Annotated in this window: 19 protein-coding genes; 12 read left to right on the top strand and 7 right to left on the bottom strand. The window is 65.7% G+C overall.

From position 1 onward, the window contains the following. Positions 1-510 precede the first annotated feature (510 nt). The 7 genes from C7I84_RS02410 to C7I84_RS02380 all read right to left on the bottom strand — a co-directional run bounded on the left by C7I84_RS02410 (position 511) and on the right by C7I84_RS02380 (position 6,814). A complete protein-coding gene (locus tag C7I84_RS02410) occupies positions 511-1,572 on the bottom strand; it encodes a 3-carboxy-cis,cis-muconate cycloisomerase (protein ID WP_106770560.1) in 1,062 nt (353 codons plus the stop codon). After that, entirely contained in the window at positions 1,569-2,180 is a 612-nt protein-coding gene (pcaG, locus tag C7I84_RS02405) for a protocatechuate 3,4-dioxygenase subunit alpha (protein ID WP_106770559.1), read from the bottom strand. The genes C7I84_RS02410 and pcaG overlap by 4 nt, the downstream gene beginning before the upstream one ends. Continuing rightward, a complete protein-coding gene (pcaH, locus tag C7I84_RS02400) occupies positions 2,180-2,938 on the bottom strand; it encodes a protocatechuate 3,4-dioxygenase subunit beta (RefSeq protein ID WP_106770558.1) in 759 nt (252 codons plus the stop codon). Before pcaH ends, pcaG begins: the two co-directional genes overlap by 1 nt. Further along, positions 2,935-3,339 carry a 4-carboxymuconolactone decarboxylase gene (gene pcaC, locus C7I84_RS02395; protein WP_106770557.1) on the bottom strand — a complete coding sequence of 135 codons (405 nt, stop codon included), beginning with the start codon at positions 3,337-3,339 and terminating at the stop codon, positions 2,935-2,937. Before pcaC ends, pcaH begins: the two co-directional genes overlap by 4 nt. Further along, a complete protein-coding gene (pcaD, locus tag C7I84_RS02390) occupies positions 3,336-4,139 on the bottom strand; it encodes a 3-oxoadipate enol-lactonase (protein WP_106770556.1) in 804 nt (267 codons plus the stop codon). Before pcaD ends, pcaC begins: the two co-directional genes overlap by 4 nt. A 5-nt stretch (positions 4,140-4,144) precedes the next feature. Continuing rightward, positions 4,145-6,037: a bifunctional sugar phosphate isomerase/epimerase/4-hydroxyphenylpyruvate dioxygenase family protein gene (locus C7I84_RS02385; RefSeq protein ID WP_106770555.1), complete on the bottom strand. Its 1,893-nt coding sequence runs from the start codon at positions 6,035-6,037 to the stop codon at positions 4,145-4,147. Positions 6,038-6,130: 93 nt separating this feature from the next. Next, entirely contained in the window at positions 6,131-6,814 is a 684-nt protein-coding gene (locus tag C7I84_RS02380; RefSeq protein ID WP_106770554.1) for a TetR/AcrR family transcriptional regulator, read from the bottom strand. A 162-nt stretch (positions 6,815-6,976) separates the two neighbouring features. Here C7I84_RS02380 and C7I84_RS02375 point away from each other — a divergent pair, with 162 nt between their 5' ends. From C7I84_RS02375 to C7I84_RS02320, 12 genes are all read left to right on the top strand, one after another. Continuing rightward, positions 6,977-7,882, top strand: a complete 906-nt coding sequence (locus C7I84_RS02375) for a shikimate dehydrogenase (RefSeq protein ID WP_106770553.1) — start codon at positions 6,977-6,979, stop codon at positions 7,880-7,882. After that, positions 7,879-8,769 (top strand): SMP-30/gluconolactonase/LRE family protein, encoded by an 891-nt coding sequence (locus C7I84_RS02370; RefSeq protein WP_106770552.1) that lies wholly within the window; start codon positions 7,879-7,881, stop codon positions 8,767-8,769. The genes C7I84_RS02375 and C7I84_RS02370 overlap by 4 nt, the downstream gene beginning before the upstream one ends. 16 nt (positions 8,770-8,785) lie before the next feature. Then, on the top strand, positions 8,786-9,772 hold the full coding sequence (gene dctP / locus C7I84_RS02365) for a TRAP transporter substrate-binding protein DctP (protein WP_106770551.1): 987 nt from the start codon (positions 8,786-8,788) through the stop codon (positions 9,770-9,772). A gap of 40 nt (positions 9,773-9,812) precedes the next feature. Continuing rightward, the gene (dctP, locus tag C7I84_RS02360; protein ID WP_106770550.1) at positions 9,813-10,799 is read left to right on the top strand and encodes a TRAP transporter substrate-binding protein DctP; all 987 of its coding nucleotides are present in this window, start codon (positions 9,813-9,815) and stop codon (positions 10,797-10,799) included. Between the two features lie 78 nt (positions 10,800-10,877). Continuing rightward, positions 10,878-11,396: a TRAP transporter small permease gene (locus C7I84_RS02355; protein ID WP_106770549.1), complete on the top strand. Its 519-nt coding sequence runs from the start codon at positions 10,878-10,880 to the stop codon at positions 11,394-11,396. Beyond that, complete coding sequence (locus tag C7I84_RS02350) at positions 11,393-12,694, top strand: TRAP transporter large permease (protein WP_106770548.1); 1,302 nt, start codon at positions 11,393-11,395, stop codon at positions 12,692-12,694. The genes C7I84_RS02355 and C7I84_RS02350 overlap by 4 nt, the downstream gene beginning before the upstream one ends. A 3-nt stretch (positions 12,695-12,697) precedes the next feature. Next, entirely contained in the window at positions 12,698-13,135 is a 438-nt protein-coding gene (locus C7I84_RS02345; RefSeq protein WP_106770547.1) for a type II 3-dehydroquinate dehydratase, read from the top strand. An 80-nt stretch (positions 13,136-13,215) separates the two neighbouring features. After that, positions 13,216-14,049, top strand: a complete 834-nt coding sequence (locus C7I84_RS02340) for a cyclase family protein (RefSeq protein ID WP_106770546.1) — start codon at positions 13,216-13,218, stop codon at positions 14,047-14,049. Positions 14,050-14,504: 455 nt separating this feature from the next. Further along, positions 14,505-15,638 carry a transporter substrate-binding protein gene (locus C7I84_RS02335; protein ID WP_106770545.1) on the top strand — a complete coding sequence of 378 codons (1,134 nt, stop codon included), beginning with the start codon at positions 14,505-14,507 and terminating at the stop codon, positions 15,636-15,638. Next, positions 15,638-16,249, top strand: a complete 612-nt coding sequence (locus C7I84_RS02330) for an ANTAR domain-containing response regulator (RefSeq protein WP_106770544.1) — start codon at positions 15,638-15,640, stop codon at positions 16,247-16,249. Before C7I84_RS02335 ends, C7I84_RS02330 begins: the two co-directional genes overlap by 1 nt. After that, positions 16,227-17,132: an ABC transporter permease gene (locus tag C7I84_RS02325; RefSeq protein ID WP_106770543.1), complete on the top strand. Its 906-nt coding sequence runs from the start codon at positions 16,227-16,229 to the stop codon at positions 17,130-17,132. The genes C7I84_RS02330 and C7I84_RS02325 overlap by 23 nt, the downstream gene beginning before the upstream one ends. Continuing rightward, positions 17,129-18,049, top strand: coding sequence for an ABC transporter permease (locus C7I84_RS02320; protein ID WP_106770542.1), 921 nt, complete (start codon positions 17,129-17,131; stop codon positions 18,047-18,049). The genes C7I84_RS02325 and C7I84_RS02320 overlap by 4 nt, the downstream gene beginning before the upstream one ends. Positions 18,050-18,054: the final 5 nt, after the last annotated feature.

Here is an 18,054-nt window from a genome sequence, read left to right as displayed (position 1 = left end):
ACGACCGCGTGCGTCTGGTGGACGTTTCGCTGACGGCCAATGCGTCGGCTCGGCCATCTCCCTTCGGCATCTCCGATAAGGTGAAGACGCTGACAAAAAATCGCACGGTCCGTCTCGGTTTCTACAGGAAGCTCGGCATCTCTTCGCAGACCCAACTGCTGTCGCTCTACTTGAAGAACATGTAGCCGGGACCGCTGCCGGATTCGGCGGTATGCGGATACGCCGGAGCTGCAAGAAAAATGGCCGAATCCAAGGATTCGGCCAAGGTGTGAAGGTCAAAACCTCCAGAGGGGAACGCGTCGTGCGTAATGGGAGGAGAACGCCCGACGCATGTCGAAAATAGGAGCCGGCAGAGAAGGTTTCAATGGCGACACTGCATCTCCATCGAACCATCGGCGCCGAATCATTGTGCCAGGCGGATACTTCCAGCATCTTTGAGGCGCCGAGTTCCGCCGTGGCGATACGCGGATCGCCCATCCACCGCCAAAGCGGGGCGCACGGTGTCCACGCCTAAGATGCCGGGGGTTGACTTCCCATGGCCTCGATGCGCCCGATGAGAGTGATTGCCAGACGGGTTGACGCGCCAGCGGACATGAGCATCTGCGGCAGGATCATCCATTCGAGCGTCCAGGCGGCACCCGAGCGCTCCTGCTCGTGCACGAGGGCGTGGTGCATTCCCGATAGCTGGACGGCATTGTAGCGGGCAAGCGTCACCAGCATCTCGGCGTCGACCGGATTGCGCTTGTGCTCCATCGCGGAGGAAGAGCCGCCACCGGCGAGTTCGACTTCGCCGGCCTGCGCCATCAGCGCCACGTCCTGCCCGAACTTGCCGAGCGTGCCGCTCACCAGGGACAGCCAGCCGGCCAGGTCGGCGAAGCGGTCGCGCTGGCTTTGCCACTGCGGTGCGTCGGCAAGTCCGAGCCGCGCGGCCAGAGCGGAACGCAAGGCGGGCCCTTTGTCGCCGAAGCCGTCCAGCGTGCCCGCGGCTCCGCCGAACTGAACGACCGCAAGGGAACTGCGCACCGCTTGCAGTCGCTCGAGGTGCCGCAGGATGGGCGCGCGCCAGCTTTCGATGCGGTCGCCGGCGCGGATCGGTATCGCCGCCTGCATGCGTGTCCGGCCCGTCAGCGGCCTATCGCCTAGGCGGCGGGCGAGATCGCCGAAGTCCGATGCGAGGGCCGCCAGCCGCGCTTCCAGCAGGTCGAGGCATGCGCCGGCGCGCAGCACCATGGCCGTGTCGACCACATCCTGGCTGGTCGCGCCGAAATGCACATGGTTGGAATGCGGCTCTCCAACTGCCTGCCTGATCTGGCGCACCAGTTCCGGCACGACGACACCGTCGCGGGCGGTTCCTTCTCCGAGCGCTTCGATGTCCGGCCGGAAACCGGCCAGCGTGGCCGCGATGGCCGATCCGGACTCGGCCGGTACGAGGCCAAGCTCGGCCTCGGCTTCGGCGAGCGCCGCCTCGAAGCGCAGCATCGCCGCCAGCTCCGCCTCGATACCGAGCAGGGCCGCCATCTCCGCGTCGCCGAGCAGACCTGCCAGAAGCGGGTGATCGAAGGGTGAAATCATATGTCGAAGAAAACGGTTTCGTTCTCGCCCTGGAGATGGATGTCGAAACTGTAGGTGTCGCCGTCCCGTGGCGCAATCAGGGAGGCTGCGCGCGGCTGCTCGATGCGCGCCAGCACCGGGTCCTGCGCATTGGCTTGCGCCTCGTCGCCGAAATACATGCGTGTATGAAGGCCGATATTGATGCCGCGCGCGGCGATCCACACGGTGATGTGCGGCGCCATGGGACGGCCATCGAAGAACGGCACGCGGCCCGGCTTGATCGTCTCGAACACGCATTCGCCGCTCGTCATGTCCGTCGCCTGCCTGCCCCAGCCGAAAAAATGCGGGTCGGCCGCGCCGCGCTGATCCGACGGGGAGTTGTAGATGCCCGCCGCGTCGGCCTGCCAGACCTCGACCAGCGCGTCCTTCAGCGGCACGCCGGCGCCGTCGATCACTCGGATCTTCACCTTGATGCGGTCGCCTCTGGCCTTCTCCCCGACCATCGCCGCGCCAAGGTCTGCGGCATAGACACCTTCGATGCCGCAGAAATTGGGGGTCAGGCCGATATGCACATAGGGTCCCGCGGTCTGCGAGGCGCTTTCCCTGAGCCGTTCGAGGCTTTGGGCCATCAATTGCCCTCCCTGCGGTTCTCGAAAAGCGTGGAGCGGCGGCCACGCAGGACGATGTCGAACTTGTAGGCGCGTGCGTCCATCGGGATCGTCGCCTGCATGTCGAGCGCGGCGGTGAGGCCCTCGACGGCTTTGGGATCGCCGATCGTGCGCACGATCGGGCATTTCCAGATCATCGGATCACCCTCGAAATACATCTGGGTGATCAGCCGCTGCGCGAAGCCATGGCCCATCACCGAGAAATGGATGTGGGCCGGTCGCCAGTCGTTCGGCCCGTTCGGCCAGGGATATGGCCCGGGCTGGACCGTGCGGAAACAATAACTGCCGTCTTCAGCCGTGATGGTGCGGCCGCAGCCGCCGAAATTCGGATCGAGCGGCGCGAGATAGGTCTCCCTTCTGTGCCGGTAGCGGCCGCCGGCGTTCGCCTGCCAGACTTCCAGCAGCGCACCGCCGACGCCGACGCCCCGCTCGTCGAGGACGCGGCCGTGCACGATGATGCGGGGGCCGATCGCCGCCTTGCCTGGTGCCGCGAAATTGTAGATGAGGTCGTCATCGAGTTCGCCCAGAATGTCGTGGCCGAAAACCGGTCCGGTGATCTCCGACAGCGTGTTGTCGAGCGACAGCAGCGGCCGCCGCGGCGAGCGCAGGACGGACGACTTGTAGCCTGGCGTGAAGGCCGGCGGGTGCCAGGCGCGGTCGCGCTGGAAGAAGGCGCCGGTTTCCGGCCTGAGGTTGGATGGCGGGTTCTTGCCTGTCATGTCTGGGCGGCCTGCGCGTCCATTTCGGCGAATGTCTTTCTGGCGATCCTGATGGCGCGATTGGCGGCCGGCACCCCGGCATAGATCGCCACATGCAGCAGCGCCTCGCGGATATCCTGGCGCGTGGCGCCCGTATTCGCGGTCGCGCGCACATGCATCGCCACCTCCTCGTCATGGCCGAGTGCAGCAAGCAGCGCGATCGTGATCATCGAGCGCTCCCGCGCGGTGATGTCCGGCCGCGACCAGACGTGGCTCCAGGCGGCTTCCGTGATGAGATCCTGGAAGGGCGCGTCGAACTCGGTCGTGGCGGCCTCGGCGCGGTCGACATGCGCGTCGCCGAGCACCGCGCGTCGCGTCGCCATGCCTTGCGCATGCCGCGCGCCGTTCGGTGGGTTGCTCATGCGCGCCTCCGCTGCATGTCGTCGGTCATGAACTCGCGAATGAGAGCCGCCAGTCGGTCGGGCTTCTCGACGCAGGGGATGTGTCCGGCGCCGGCGATGATCTCGAAGCGCGCTCCGGGGATCGAGCGCGCCAGCCCCTCCACCAGCTCGGGCGGCGTCGAGCCGTCGCGGTCGCCGACCACGCAGAGCGTCGGTACCCGTATCGCGGCGGCGGTCGTCCTGTAATCGGCATCGCGGATCGCCGCGCACGCGGCCGCGTAGCCAGCCGGCTCCTGGCGGGTCAGCATGGTTCTGTATCCGGCGAGCTCGTCGCCGCGCTTCTCGTGGAAGTCGGGCGTGAACCATTTTTCCATCACGCCGTCGGCGAAGCTGGCGATGCCATCGGAGAGCGCCGCCCGGATGCGGCCGTTCCACATCTCGGCGGTGCCGATCCTGGAGGCCGTGTCGCAAAGCACGAGCCCTTCGATCACGTGCGGGTGCGTGCCGTAGAGGCATTGCGCGATGACGCCGCCGATCGACAGGCCGCAGATGACGGCGCCGGCGACGCCGAGATGGTTGAGCAGCCCGGCGAGGTCGGCCGCATGGGTCTCGATGCGATGCGGCGCCTCGCCGAGCTCGCTGAGACCATGGCCGCGCTTGTCATAGAAGACACAGGCGTAGTCGTCCGAGAGCTGGCGCGCGACCGCGTTCCAGATGCGCATGTCGGTGCCGAGCGAGTTGACGAACACGATGGTCGGCCTGCCGGCGCGCGGCCGGTAGCGATAGTGAAGGCTGACTCCGTTGATGCGGACGAATTGCATTGCGGCTAGATCCTTGGCATTCCCTTTGGCCGCATCATGCGCTTTTGCGCGGCAATGCGGAACGGGGCATTCGGCGCGCCGTAGCCCGCATAGGCGCCTCGTCGCTCGACGATCTCCAGGATAAAACCGTCGCCGAAGGTCGGCGCATAGAGTTGGAAGAACTCGCCATGCTCGTCGCGGTCGTAGAGGATGTTTTCGGCGCGCAGCCGGTCCGCCAGGTCGGGATCGAGCCCGAATCGCGCCTCGACGTCGTCGTAATAGTTCGGCGACATGTGCAGCGGCTCGAAGCCGCTCGCCCTGAGCCGGGCGGCTGTTGTGAAAATGTCGTCCGTCGCCATCGCCAGGTGCTGCAGGCCCGAGCCGAAGGTCTCGGCGATGAAGTGGCCGGCGAGCGTACGGTGGCTCTCGGCGCCGTTCAGCGTCAGCCGGAACCGTTTGTCCAGGCCTTCCACTACCTGGCTGCGCACCAGCCCGGCCGGATCGACCACGTCGACCAGCGGCGTCTTGGCGGTGCGGAAGATCGAGACGTAGAACAGGAGCCAGCTCGGCATCTCCTCGTGGCTCATCGTCTGGCCGACATGGTCGATGCGGGTCAGCCCGGCGTCCTTGCCACGCTCCGGCTGGTCGGCCGGCCGGAACTCGATGTCCCAGACCTTGCCGAGGTCGGTCTTGCCGTCGATGAAATAGACGAGGCCGCCGCCGACGCCGCGTATGGCGGGAATGGTCAGTTCCCCCGGGCCGACCTGCTGCTCGAACGGTTCCGCGCCCAGCGCGCGGGCCCGCGCAACGGTCGCCGCGGCATCCTCGACCTTGAGGCCGATCGCATAGGCGGACGTTCCGTGCACGACGAAGGACGAATGCGCAAAACCCTTGCGGTCGGTATTGACGACGATGTTGATGCCGCCCTGCCGGTACAGAACGACGTCCTTCGAGACATGGCGGGCCGCCTCGCGGAAGCCAAGCGTCCGGAGCAGCCCGGCGATGGCCTTGGCTCCCTGGTCGTCGGCTGCGAACTCGATGAACTCGATCGCCTCGACGCCGACGCGGTCGGGCATGGGCGGCATGTCGATGTGCAGCTCAGGCTCTTCCCGGCGCACGCGGTCCATCAGCCAGATGAGCGAGCGCTTGCCGTCGGCCGAAATGGATTTGGCGGAGCCGCCCCGGAACTGGTCGTTGAAAATCTCCAGCGAAAGGTAGCCGTCATAACCGGTCGCGGCGACGGCCTGCATGAATTCGCGCACCGGCAGGTCGCCTTCGCCCGGCATGTTGCGGAAGTGGCGGCTCCAGTAGAGGAGGTCCATGTCGATCTGCGGGGCGTCGGCGAGCTGAACGATGAATATCTTGTCGGCCGGTATCGAGCGGATCGATGCGAGGTCGATCCGGCGCGCCAGCGTGTGAAAGGAATCGAGGATCAGCCCGATGTTCGGATGGTCCGCGCGGCGCACCACTTCCCACGCGTCGCGGTGGTCGTTGATGTGCCTGCCCCAGGCGAGCGCCTCGTAGCCGACGCGCAATCCACGCCGGCCGGCGCGCTCGCCGAGCGCATGAAAGTCGGCGGCGGCACGGTCGACGCCCCCGAGCGAAACCGGCGACACCGAGGAGCAGACCAGCATCAGCTCCGTGCCGAGTTCCTGCATCACGTCGAACTTGCGCTCGGCGCGGTCGAAGGCGCGGCTCCGCTGCGGCTCGGGCAATCCCTCGAAATCCCGGAACGGCTGGTAGAGCGTGATCGCCAGGCCGGTGTCGCGCGCCATGCGGCCGACGTCGCGCGGCGAACCGTCGAAGGCGAGGAAATCGTTCTCGAAGATCTCCACGCCGTCGAAGCCGGCCGCGGAGATGGCCGCGAACTTCTCCTCCAGGTCGCCGGCGATCGACACCGTGGCGATCGAGGTCTTCACCGCGACTCCTCCCTGAAGTCAAATGAACGAACCAGTTCGTACATTATTAGTGCAAGGCTCGTTGATCGACAAGAGGGGAGGGCTACTCCTGGTCTATTCGGCGGGCGCCCCGTCTTTCGCAACGAAACGCAGCAGCATTTCGACTGTGTTGCGCTTCAGCCGTTCGAGCTGCGCCGGCGAGCCGAAATCCCGACCGAAGATCATAGAGAAGGTGGCGCGGTTGGAGACGTTGAAGAAGCACAGCGCGCTGATCTGCCAGTGCAACTCGACCGGGTCCAGTCCGGGCCGGAACACGCCTTCCTCGACGCCGTGCGAATAGATGCGCGCGATGTGGTCGATGGCCGTGACATTGAGCTCGCGGATCGCCTTCGACTGTTCGAGATACTGGCCGTGATGGATGTTCTCGATCATCACCATGCGGATGAATTCCTCATGCCGATGGTGGTGGTCGAAGGTGAACTCGACCAGCCTGGTCAGCGCCGCCACCGGCGAAAGGCCTTCGATGTCGAGCTGCGCCTCGCCCTCGCGCACCTGCCGGTAGGCGTTCTCCAGCGCGTGCAGATAGAGCCCCTCCTTGTCGCCGAAATAATAGTAGATCATGCGCTTGCTGAAGCGTGTGCGCGCCGCGATCTCGTCGATGCGCGCTCCCGACAGGCCGTTCAGGGCGAATTCCTTGGAGGCGATTTCCAGGATGTTGCGGCGTGTTCCCTCGGGGTCCTGCGCGCGCGTCGCGCCCGTTTCCTGCTTCGGCTTCCGCTGCTTGCTGTCTAAGGCCATGCATTTTCCGATCCACCGGCGGCGGCCGGCAATTGACTATACTAACTAGTTCGTACAATATCCACGGAACGGGATCGCCTTTCTTATCGGCGGTGCCCGCGAGAACACAAGGGCACTTGGGCAGCGTGCCCCGAAGTGACCCGCCTGGGAGGATTGCCTGGAATGGCCGACAGCCTAGTCGACCTGCTGGGTCGGCTCGTCGCCGATCATCATGGAGCCGGGCCTGATGGCGACAGGGTCGTCATCGGCCTGGTGGGCCGCGGCATCCAGTCCTCGCGCACGCCCGGCATGCATGAGCGCGAGGCCCGGCGCCTCGGCATCGACTATTCCTATCTTCTGCTCGATTTCGACCGGCTGGGGCTGCCGGACGAGGCCTTGGGCGAGGTCGTGCGGGCCGCACGGGCCGCCGGATTCCAGGGCCTCAACGTCACCCACCCCTTCAAGCAGGCGGTCATCCCCGCGCTGGATGCCCTGTCGCCCGAGGCGCGAGCTGTCGGCGCGGTGAACACGGTTGTGTTCGGCGATGGGGGCGGGACGGGCCACAACACCGACAGCTGGGGTTTTACCGAGAGTTTCCGTGAGGCGATGCCCGGCGCCGCCATGGACCGCGTCGCCATGTTCGGTGCCGGTGGCGCGGGTGCCGCGGTGGCGCACGCCCTGCTGGAGTTGGGCACCGCGCGGCTGTCGGTGGTCGACAGCGACGCTGGCCGCGCCCGCGAGCTCGTGGCGCGGATGGGGATCCTGTTCGGCGACCGCGTCCAGGCGAGCCAGGATGCTGCCGCAGCGGTGCGCGAAGCAACAGGCATCGTCAACACGACGCCCGTCGGCATGGCGAAGTATCCGGGAACGCCCTTCGATACGGCTCTGCTCACGCCAGACAAATGGGTTGCCGACATCATCTATTTTCCCGCCGAAACGGAATTGCTGCGGGCGGCCCGGGCGATCGGCTGCCGTACGCTGCCCGGCATCGGCATGGCGATCTATCAAGCAGTCCGCGCCTTCGAGCTTTTCACCGGGCGGCCGGCCGACCGCCACGCCATGGCCGACCATTTCGAGGCGGCAGCATGAACGTGATGGCGCCGATCTCCCGAATCGAATGCGTCGTCCACGGCGGCGACCGCCTCGGCGAAACGCCGCTGTGGTGCGATCGGACCGACACGCTCTCGTGGATCGACATTGAAGACCCGCGACTGCATACCTTCGACCCCGCCACCGGAGCACATGCGACAGTGGCGCTGCCCGGCACCTTCGCCGGCACGCAGGCACTGACCAAGGCGGGCGACAGGCTGCTGGCGGAGGACCTGACGCTCTACGCCCGCGATCCCGACACCGGCTACCGCTGCGACCTGATCACCTTCGAGCAGGGGCTCGACAACAGGCTCAACGACGGGCGGGTGGACGCGCGCGGGCGCTTCTGGGTCGGCACCATGGACAACAGCCTGACCCGCCCCACCGGCGCGCTCTACCGCGTCGATCCGGACGGCACGGCGACTTGCATGGAGCGCGACGTCGTCGTCTCCAACGGCATCGCCTTCTCGCCGGACGGCCGCACGCTCTACTTCACCGACACGCGCCGCTACACGAGCTATGCCTACGATCTCGACATCGATGACGGCGTGATCACCAACCGCCGCATCTTCGCCGACTACTCCGCGACGCGCGATCGCCCCGATGGCGCCTGCGTGGACGTCGACGGATGTGTCTGGGCCGCCTTTTTCGCCGGAGGCCGCATCGTGCGATACCGCCCCGACGGGCGCATCGACCGGACCATTCTGCTGCCGGTCACCAATCCCACCTGCATGGCTTTCGGTGGACCGGATCTAAGGACGCTCTACGTGACCACAGCTCGAAAATTCCTCACGTCCGGGCAACTCGCCGCCGAGCCGCTGGCGGGCTCGGTGCTGGCGATCGAAGGGGCAGGGCAGGGACTGCCGGAGCATCGCTTCGGCTCGTGAAGACAGGAGGAGACGGATGATTTCCATGACGAGGCGGCTGCTGCTGGCGGGCGCCGCCGCGCTCGGCCTGATGGGTAGCGCGGGCGAGGCACTGGCGGAGCCGGTCAAGCTGCGCTTCGCCGATTCCACCACGGCCGACGCCCCGCGCTCGCAGGCCCTCATCAACATCTTCGCCAAGGAACTCGGCCCGGATTTCGTCTTCGAACCCTATTTCGGCTCGACCCTGTACAAGCAGGGTACCGAGATCGTCGCCGTGCAACGCGGAAACCTCGAGATGGCGCTGATGCCGCCGTCCGATTTCGCCAAGCAGGTGCCGGCTTTCTCGATCCTCACCGCCGCCTATCTGGTGCGCGACCCGGCGCACCTCAAGGCGATCTTCGACGGCGAGGTCGGCGCCGAGTTCAGGAAGCTGGCGCGTGACGAGATGGGCGTGGTGGTCCTGGCTCCGGCCTATTACGGCGCCCGCCACGTCAACCTGAAAGGCGACAGGAAAATCATGAAGCCGGAGGACCTGGCCGGCGTGAAACTGCGCATGCCGGGTGGCGAGGCCTGGCAGTTTCTCGGCGAATCGATCGGCGCCAATCCGGTCGCGATGGACTATGCCGAGGTCTACACCGGCTTGCAGACGGGCGCGATCGACGCGCAGGACAACCCGCTGCCGAACAACAAGCTGATGAAGTTCCACGAGGTAACCGACCAGATCGTGCTCACTGGCCACAATGTCGGCTTCGGCCTGCTGATGGTCAGCGCCAAAGTGTTCGATGCGCTGACCCCCGACCAGCAGAAGAAGATGCAGGACGCCGCTAACGCCGCCTTCGCCTGGAGCGATGCGGAGTACATCAAGCAGGAGGCCGAGCTCGTCGAGTTCTTCAAGGCGCAGGGACTGGACGTTTATACGCCGGACGTTTCCGCGTTCCGCGCCTATTCCAACAGGAAATACCTGGAATCGCCGCTGTCGAAGGATTGGCCGGCCGGCATGGTCGACCGCATCAACGCGCTCTGAGGGGAGCGCGAACCGCAACACCAAGATGGGAGGAAATGACATGAGACTGCAATCGACCCGCCGCCAGTTCCTGGCGGCAACCGGACTTCTCACCGCGGCGGCCGCTTTCCCTGCCTTGGCACAGGACAAGCCGAAGCTGCGCTTCTCGGCCGTGTTTTCCGACCAAGACATCCGCGCCGAAATGATGAAGACGTTCGCCGAGGCCGTCGCTGACGACTTCGCCTTCGAAGGCTACTATGGCGGCAACCTGTTCAAGCAGGGCACCGAGCTGGTCGCCATCCAGCGCGGCAACCTGGAGATGGGCAATATCGCGCCGCAGGACATCTCAAAGCAGATTCCGGCCTGGTCGATCGTGACGGCGGGTTACCTGTTCCGCGATGCCGCGCATCTCAAGGCCTTCTTCGCCAGCGATGCCGGAGCCGAGCTGAAGAAGATGACCGAGGACCAGCTCGGCGTGAAGATTCTCGGCCCTACCTATTTCGGCGTGCGTCAGGTCGGGCTGAAGCCGGACAAGGAGATCAAGACCCCCGCCGATCTCGCCGGCGTCAAGCTGCGCATGCCGGGCGGCGACGCCTGGCAGTTCCTGGGGACGGCTCTGGGTGCCAATCCCACGCCCATGGCCTATGCGGAGGTCTATACCGGCCTGCAGACGGGCGCCATCGACGGGCAGGACAATCCGCTGCCCAATGTCGAGAACATGAAGTTCTACGAGGTGATGAGCCAGATCGTGCTGACCGCGCATCTCGTCGGCTTCGACCTGCTTAGCATATCGAAGAAGGTCTGGGACGAGATGGGCGCCGACAAGCAGGCGAAGGTCCAGGCGGCGGCGGACAAGGCGATCGACTTCTCGACCGAAAAACATCTCGCCCGCGAGAAGGAGCTGGTCGAGACCTTCAAGGCGAAGGGCCTGAAGATCTACGAGCCGGACGTCGCTGCGTTCCGCAAGCACGTGCAGGAGCAGTATCTCGCCTCCGACCTCGCCAAGGACTGGCCGGCCGGAATGGTCGACAAGATCAATGCCATGTGAGCTGATCGTGCGGGGCCGGCGCCTGCCGCCCCGCATTCCTGCCAACGCGGCCAGGCGCCGCGCCACTGGATTGGACGCATGAACCCGGGACTGAGCCAATTGGGCGGCTGGCTTTACCGCCGCGCGGAGAACGTGCTGGCCGCGATGCTGGCGGTCATGTTCTTCGCATTTCTTCTGCAGATTTTCTTTCGCTACGTGATGAACTGGCCGACCGGCTGGACCAACGAGCTTTCCGCGATCCTCTGGATATGGATGGTGCTCTGGGGGGCAGCCTTCGTCCTCACCGAGCAGGAGGAGATGCGTTTCGACCTGATCTACGCGTCGGTCGGGCCAAGGGTGCGCAGCGCCATGTTCCTGATATCGGCTTGCGCCCTTGTCATCCTCTACGCCGTCTCCTTTCCGGCCGTGTTCGACTACGTCTCCTTCATGAAGGTTGAGAAGAGCGCCTATCTGAAACTGCGCTTCGACTGGCTGTTCTCCATCTACGTCATTTTCGTCATCGCCATCATCGTTCGCTACCTGTGGCTTTCCTGGCAGGTGCTGCGCGGGTCCGCGCCCGACGAATTCGACCCGACCAAGGCGGGATCCGGCGTATGACGATCGCCAGTCCCTTTTCCATCGCCATCGTCGCGATCACGGCGCTGGCGCTGCTCGGACTGCCGGTCGGGCACGCGATGATCGCCGGCTCGATCCTCTATCTGCTGCTGGCCGGCCTCGACATGGGCACTGTCGCCGAGCAGTTCCTCAACGGCATGTACTCCAATTACATCATCCTGGCCGTGCCGCTGTTCATCCTGGCCGCCGAGCTGATGAACATCGGCTCGATGACCGAACGGCTGATGACCTTCTGCAACGCCATCGTCGGCCGCTTCCGCGGTGGCCTGGCGCAGGTCAACGTGCTGCAGTCGATCATCTTCGCCGGCATGTCGGGCTCGGCCATCGCCGATGCCGCCGGCTCAGGCAAGATCATGCAGAACATGATGACGGCGGACGGCAAATATCCCGCCAGCTACGCCGCGGCGCTGACGGCGGCGACCTCGGTCATCGGGCCGATCATCCCCCCCTCCATACCGATGATCATCTACGCGCTCGTCTCGGACGCATCGATCGGTTACCTGTTCCTCGGCGGCGTCGTTCCCGGCCTGCTGATGGCGCTGTCGCAGATGATCCTGGTCGGCATCCATGCGCGCGCCCGCAACTTCCCGGTCGAGCCGCCAACGCCGCTGCGCAAGATTCCGGGCATCACCTGGCGGGCCCTGCCGGCGCTTCTGATGCCGGTCGTGCTGCTCGGCGGCATCTATTCCGGGATCACGACGCCGACCGAGGCGGCAGCCGTCGCCGCCGCCTACGCGCTGCTGATCTCGGTGGTGCTCTACCGGAGCGTCAGCTTCGCCGAGTTCTACCGTTCGATCCTCGCCAGCGCCCGCACCACCGCCTCGATCGGCATGCTGATCGCCGGGGCGCTGGTGTTCAACTATGTGGTGACCGTCGAGAACATCCCGCATGCGTTGAGCGCCGTCCTTACCAACTGGGACCTGTCGCCGACCGGATTCCTCATCCTCGTCAACGTCGTCCTGCTGCTGCTGGGCTGCGTCCTTGAGGGAACGACGATCATCCTCGTCATCCTGCCGGTGTTCATCCCGACGGCGAATGCACTGGGCATCGACCTCGTCCATTTCGGCGTCATGTGCGTGGTCAACATCATGCTCGGGCTAGTGACGCCGCCTTACGGCCTGCTGCTGTTCATCATGACCCGCATCGCCAAGGTGCCGCTCCGGGATATCGTACGCGACGTGCTGCCGTTCCTCTATGCCATGATCGGCGCGCTCGTTCTCATCACCTTCTTTCCGTCGCTGGTGCTGTGGCTGCCGCGACTGCTCGGCTATCAGGGGTAAGTCATGAGCAAGACGCCGATCTTCGTCCTCAATGGACCCAACCTCAATCGCCTCGGCATGCGCGAGCCGGAGATCTACGGAACGACGACGCTGGCCGAGATCGAGCAGATGTGCCGGGAGGCTGCGGATGGTTGGACGGTTCGCTTCCACCAGTCGAATTTCGAGGGTGAAATCGTGAACTGGATCCATGAGGCAGTCGATGCCGGCTCAGGCATCGTGATCAATCCCGCGGGCCTGAGCTTTACCTCGATCCCGATACTCGACGCGCTGAAGATGTCCGCCCATCCCATCGTCGAGCTGCACATCTCGAACATCCACCGTCGCGAGGAAATCTACCACAGATCCCTCGTGTCGAAGGTCGCCACCGCGGTGATCGCGGGCCTCGGCCCGCGCGGCTACGCCGTGGCGGTGAGGTCTCTCAAACAGCTCATGGAGGGGTGACTGCTCCTCGCAAAGGGGCGTTAGCACGCATGGATAAACTAAATAGTTAGTATAGAATCGACAATGGGGTGGAGAAACCAATGTGTCCTCCGGGATGTCTACATTCGATCTGTGAACAAGCTACACGAAGAGGCCTTCTGAAAACCGGCTTCACGCTGGGTCTGGGCGCTGCCGCTGCCGCAGCCCTTCCGGCCGTGCCCCCGGCGCAGGCGGCTGCGACGAGTTTCACCGAGACGGTCGATCTCTCGCACACGCTCTACGAGGGTTTTCCGACATTCAGCGGCGAGAAGTGGTTCACGGTGGAACAGCTCGTCACTTTCGCCAAGGACAGGGTGAACCTCAATCGCTGGACGATCGTCGAGCATAGTGGAACGCACATGGATGCGCCGATACACTTCTCGGCGGATGGGATGACCGCGGATCTGATCCCGATCAGGGATCTCATCGTGCCGATCGCGGTCATAAACATCTCGGCGCGCGCGGCCGAGGACGCGGACACCGCGCTCACGCCCGACGACATCAAAGGCTGGGAGTCGAAGAACGGTCCGCTTCCCGAGGGTTGTTGCGTCGTCATGAATTCCGGCTGGCACAAGCTCGTCGGCGACCCAAAATTCACCGGGAACGACAACGAAAAAAAGAACCACACACCTGGCTTCCATATCGAAGCAGCGCAATTCCTGATGAGCGAGCGTAACGTCAAGGGCATAGGTGTCGATACGCTGTCCCTGGACACAGGATTGAATTCCGGCGGGCAATTTCCCGTCCATTACGAATGGCTGGGCAGCGGCCGTTGGGGCGTCGAATGCCTGGCGAATCTGGACGCCATCCCCGAGACAGGGGCACGTCTCTTCCTGGGAATTCCCAAGGTCAAGGGAGCTACGGGCGGACCGACCCGGGCGATAGCCCTTATCTAGGAAGCCGTCCTGAAACCCGGCCGTCGGGTGAATGGCCGGGTTCGGGCGTGGTTCCGAGCGGTCGTAGACGCCTCGGACCGAAACGGACTTCCCGGGCACGGCTGCCGGCGTGCCCGACCGCTGAAAGACGCGATTGATCCTTTGGATCGATAAATGCGACTTGCGCCGGGCCGGGCGGCACCGTTTCGATCCGGCTGGACGGTTCGCTCGGTTCCAGTCGCAAGAAGCCAGGGCCAGCCGGCTCTCGAGCGGCGGCGTCGCGATGGCCGACGTCGCCCGGCCGGCCGGCACGTCGATTGGCCCCCCCCGGCAAGCAACAACGCTCTTGACTGCCGCCCGGGCAGGAATAGGGTAGGTGGGAAATACCGGCCCCGGATGCCGGACGGCACACATGCCTCGCTAGCCCCGCCTCATCCTGGCGACGGCTGCGGGGCATTTTCGTTTTCAGGCGGCCCGTGAAGAAGCAAATCGAGATAGGCATCCTTTATGCGCGCTCCGGCACCTACCGGCTGATCTCGGAGGCGTGCAGGACGGGCGCCCTGCGCGCCATCGCCGATGTGAACGCCGATCCCGCCGGCGCCTTCGAGCTGGTGCCGGTCGAGCGCGACCCGAAAGGCAATATCGACCAATACGCGCCGCTCTGCGACGACATCCTGCGCAGCAGCGGCGCCCGGCATGTCGTCGGCTGCGTCACTTCGTGGAGCCGCAAGGAGACGATCCCGGTGCTCGAAAAGGCCGGCGCGACGCTCTGGTACGCCTGCCCCTATGAGGGGTTCGAGGCGAACGAGCACGTCGTCTACATGCACGCCTGCCCGAACCAGCATCTCGTGCCGCTGCTGGCCCACGTCGTTCCCCGGCACGGCGCCGACGGATTTCTGCTCGGCTCGAACTACATCTGGGGCTGGGAGACGAACCGCGTTGCCCGCGACCTGATCGCCGACGCCGGCGGAAAAGTCCTCGGCGAGCGCTACCTGCCGATCGGCGAGACCGACGTGCAGCGGCTGGTCGACGAAATCCGGGCGACGCGGCCGGACTTCATCCTCAACAACCTGATCGGCACCTCGTCCTATGCCTTCTTCGAGGCCTATGCCCGGCTTGCCTTGGAGGACCCGCATTTCGCACCGGAGCGGTGCCCGCTGCTGTCCTGCAACCTGTCCGAATGCGAGCTGCCGGCCATCGGCGAGGCCGGCCGCGGGCATCTGTCGGCGGGTCCGTATTTCCACAAGCCCGCCGGCGGCCCTTCCGTCGCCGGCGCGTTGTTCTCCGGCCCGCCCGCTCCGGCCTCCTCCTCCTTCGAAGCCGCGGCCTACGCCTCCGTGCAGGTCCTGGCGCAGGTGCTCGCGGCGAAGCCGGACGCCGGCTTTGCCGATCTGCCGGAGATGTTCCGCAGCCGCGTCTTCGAGACTCCTTTCGGCCGGACGAGCATCGATCCGCAGACGCAGCACGCCACCCTGCCGGTCGAGATCGGCCGCATCGCCGGTCAGGCCTTCGAGACGGTGAGCCGCATCGATGCCGTGGCGCCCGATCCGTATCTCTCGCGCTACGACCGCACCGGTACCTTCCGGCGGCCGCGACTGAAGGTGGTGTGATGAGCCGGGTCTCCCGCATCCCCAACCTGGGCGGCGCCAAGGCATTCGTCCTGCACCGGCCGCACCCCACCGTGGCGGCGATCATGCGCCAGTTGACGGCGATCGGGCTCGAGGCGACCGAGTGCTGGCCCGAGCTGCCGCCGGAGGCCCTGGCGGCCGACTTCGTGTTCTTCGACGTCGATTTCGGCTTCGACGAGCAGTTTCCCTGGCGTCCCGGGGAGGCGCCGATGCCGCTGATCGCGCTGATCGGCTCGGAGGCGCCGGGCCGTATCGAATGGGCGCTATCGCACAAGGCCGACGCGCAACTGCTGAAGCCGATCGGCAATGCCGGTGTCTACAGCGCCCTGCTGATAGCGCGCCAGTCCTTCGGCGCGCGCCGGCGGCTGGCCGACGAGATCGCAGCGCTGCAGGCGCGCGTGGCGGAACGGCAGACGATCGTGCGCGCCGTCGCCGCGCTCACGACGCAGGGCGTGGACGACGACAGGGCCTATGCGCAGCTGCGTTCGCTCGCCATGAGCTGGCAGATCAGCATGGAGGAAGCGGCACGCCGCGTCGTCGCCATGACGCGGCCGGACGAGAGGGAGGGCGATGACCATTCCCATCTCGCCTGACGTCGGCGCTGCTGCGACCGCGATCCGGCCCCGGACCGGCGTTTGGCGCGCCCTGCTGCGGCGCAGGCTGGCATTGCTCGGCCTGCTGGTCATCGTCGCCACGATCGGCGCGGCTATCCTCGCGCCCTGGCTCACGCCCTACGATCCCAATGAGCAGATGTTCGACGGATTGACGCTGGAAGGCGCGCCGCTGCCGCCGAGCGCGCAATTCTGGCTCGGCACCGATCTGCTCGGCCGCGACCTCGCCACCCGCATCCTTTATGGCGCGCGCACCTCCCTCATCATCGGCATCGTCGCCAACGGCGCCGCGCTGCTGATCGGCACGCTGGTCGGCGTGACGGCGGGGTTCTTCCGCGGCTGGATCGGCGGCGTCCTCATGCGCTTCACCGATCTGATGATGGCGTTCCCCGCCTTGCTGCTCGCCATCTGCCTGGCCGCCATCCTGCAGCCCAGCCTGTGGATCGTGGCGCTGGTGATCGCGCTGGTGAACTGGGTGCAGACGGCACGCGTCCTCTACACGGAGACGAGTTCGCTCGCCGAACGCGAATTCATCGACGCCGAGCGGACACTGGGCGCCGGCACGCCGCGCATTCTGTTCCGTCATATTCTGCCCCACCTCCTGCCGACCATCATTGTCTGGGGAACGCTCGGCATCTCGACCACGGTGCTGCTCGAGGCGACGCTCTCCTATCTCGGCATCGGCGTGCAGCCGCCGACCGCGTCATGGGGAAACATCATCTTCGAGAACCAGACCTATTTCCAGGCGGCACCCTGGCTGGTCTTCTTTCCGGGCGCGGCGATCCTGGCGCTGGCGCTCGCCTTCAATCTCGTCGGCGACGCCTTGCGCGACGTGCTCGATCCGACGCAGCGGGGCCAGGCATGATCGCCTATCTCGGCCGCCGCCTCGTTCAGTCCGCGCTCATCCTGCTCGGCGTGTCGATCATCACCTTCGCGCTGCTCTATCTCCTGCCTGCCGACCCGGTGCGCCAGATCGCCGGCCGCAGCGCCACCCCGGAGACGGTGGAGAACATCCGCCGCCAGCTCGGCCTCGACCAGCCCTTCTTCGTCCAGTACTGGCGCTATCTGCTGAATCTGCTCAGCGGCGATCTCGGCCGCTCTTATATCCAGCGCTCGCAGGTCAGCGAACTGATCGTGTCGCGCCTGCCGGCGAGCCTGCTGCTGATGCTCGGCGCCATCGCGTGCGAGCTGGCGATCGGGCTGACGATGGGCATCGTCGCGGCGGTCAAGCGCGGCAGCGCCACCGACCAGGCCCTGATGGTGGGGTCCTTCGTCGGCGTGTCGGCGCCGCAATTCGTCGTCGGGCTGCTGCTGCTCTACGTCTTCGCGGTGCGGCTCGGCTGGTTTCCGATCGGCGGTTACGGGACCTGGCGCCATCTCGTGCTGCCGTCGCTGACGCTGGGCGTGCTCGGCGCCGGCTGGTATTCGCGCATGATGCGCTCGTCGATGATCGACGTGCTGCGCCAGGACTACATGCGCACCGCCCGCGCCAAGGGGCTCGCCCGCGGCACCATCCTTTTCCGCCATGCCCTGCCCAACGCCATCCTGCCGGTGATCGCCATGATCGGCATCGACGTCGGCATCTTCATGGGCGGCATCGTCGTGGTGGAAAGCGTGTTCGGCTGGCCGGGCATCGGCCAGCTCGCCTGGCAGGCGATCCAGCGCGTCGACATTCCGATCATCATGGGCGTCACGCTGGTTTCGGCCTGCGCCATCGTGCTCGGCAACCTGCTGGCCGACATCGTCGCGCCGTTCATCGATCCGCGCATCAAGCTGCGGTGAGAAAA

The sequence above is a fragment of the Kumtagia ephedrae genome (assembly GCF_003012745.1).
GTDB classification, from domain to species: Bacteria; Pseudomonadota; Alphaproteobacteria; order Rhizobiales; family Rhizobiaceae; genus Kumtagia; species Kumtagia ephedrae.
This window is presented reverse-complemented; position numbering and strand designations above follow the sequence as displayed.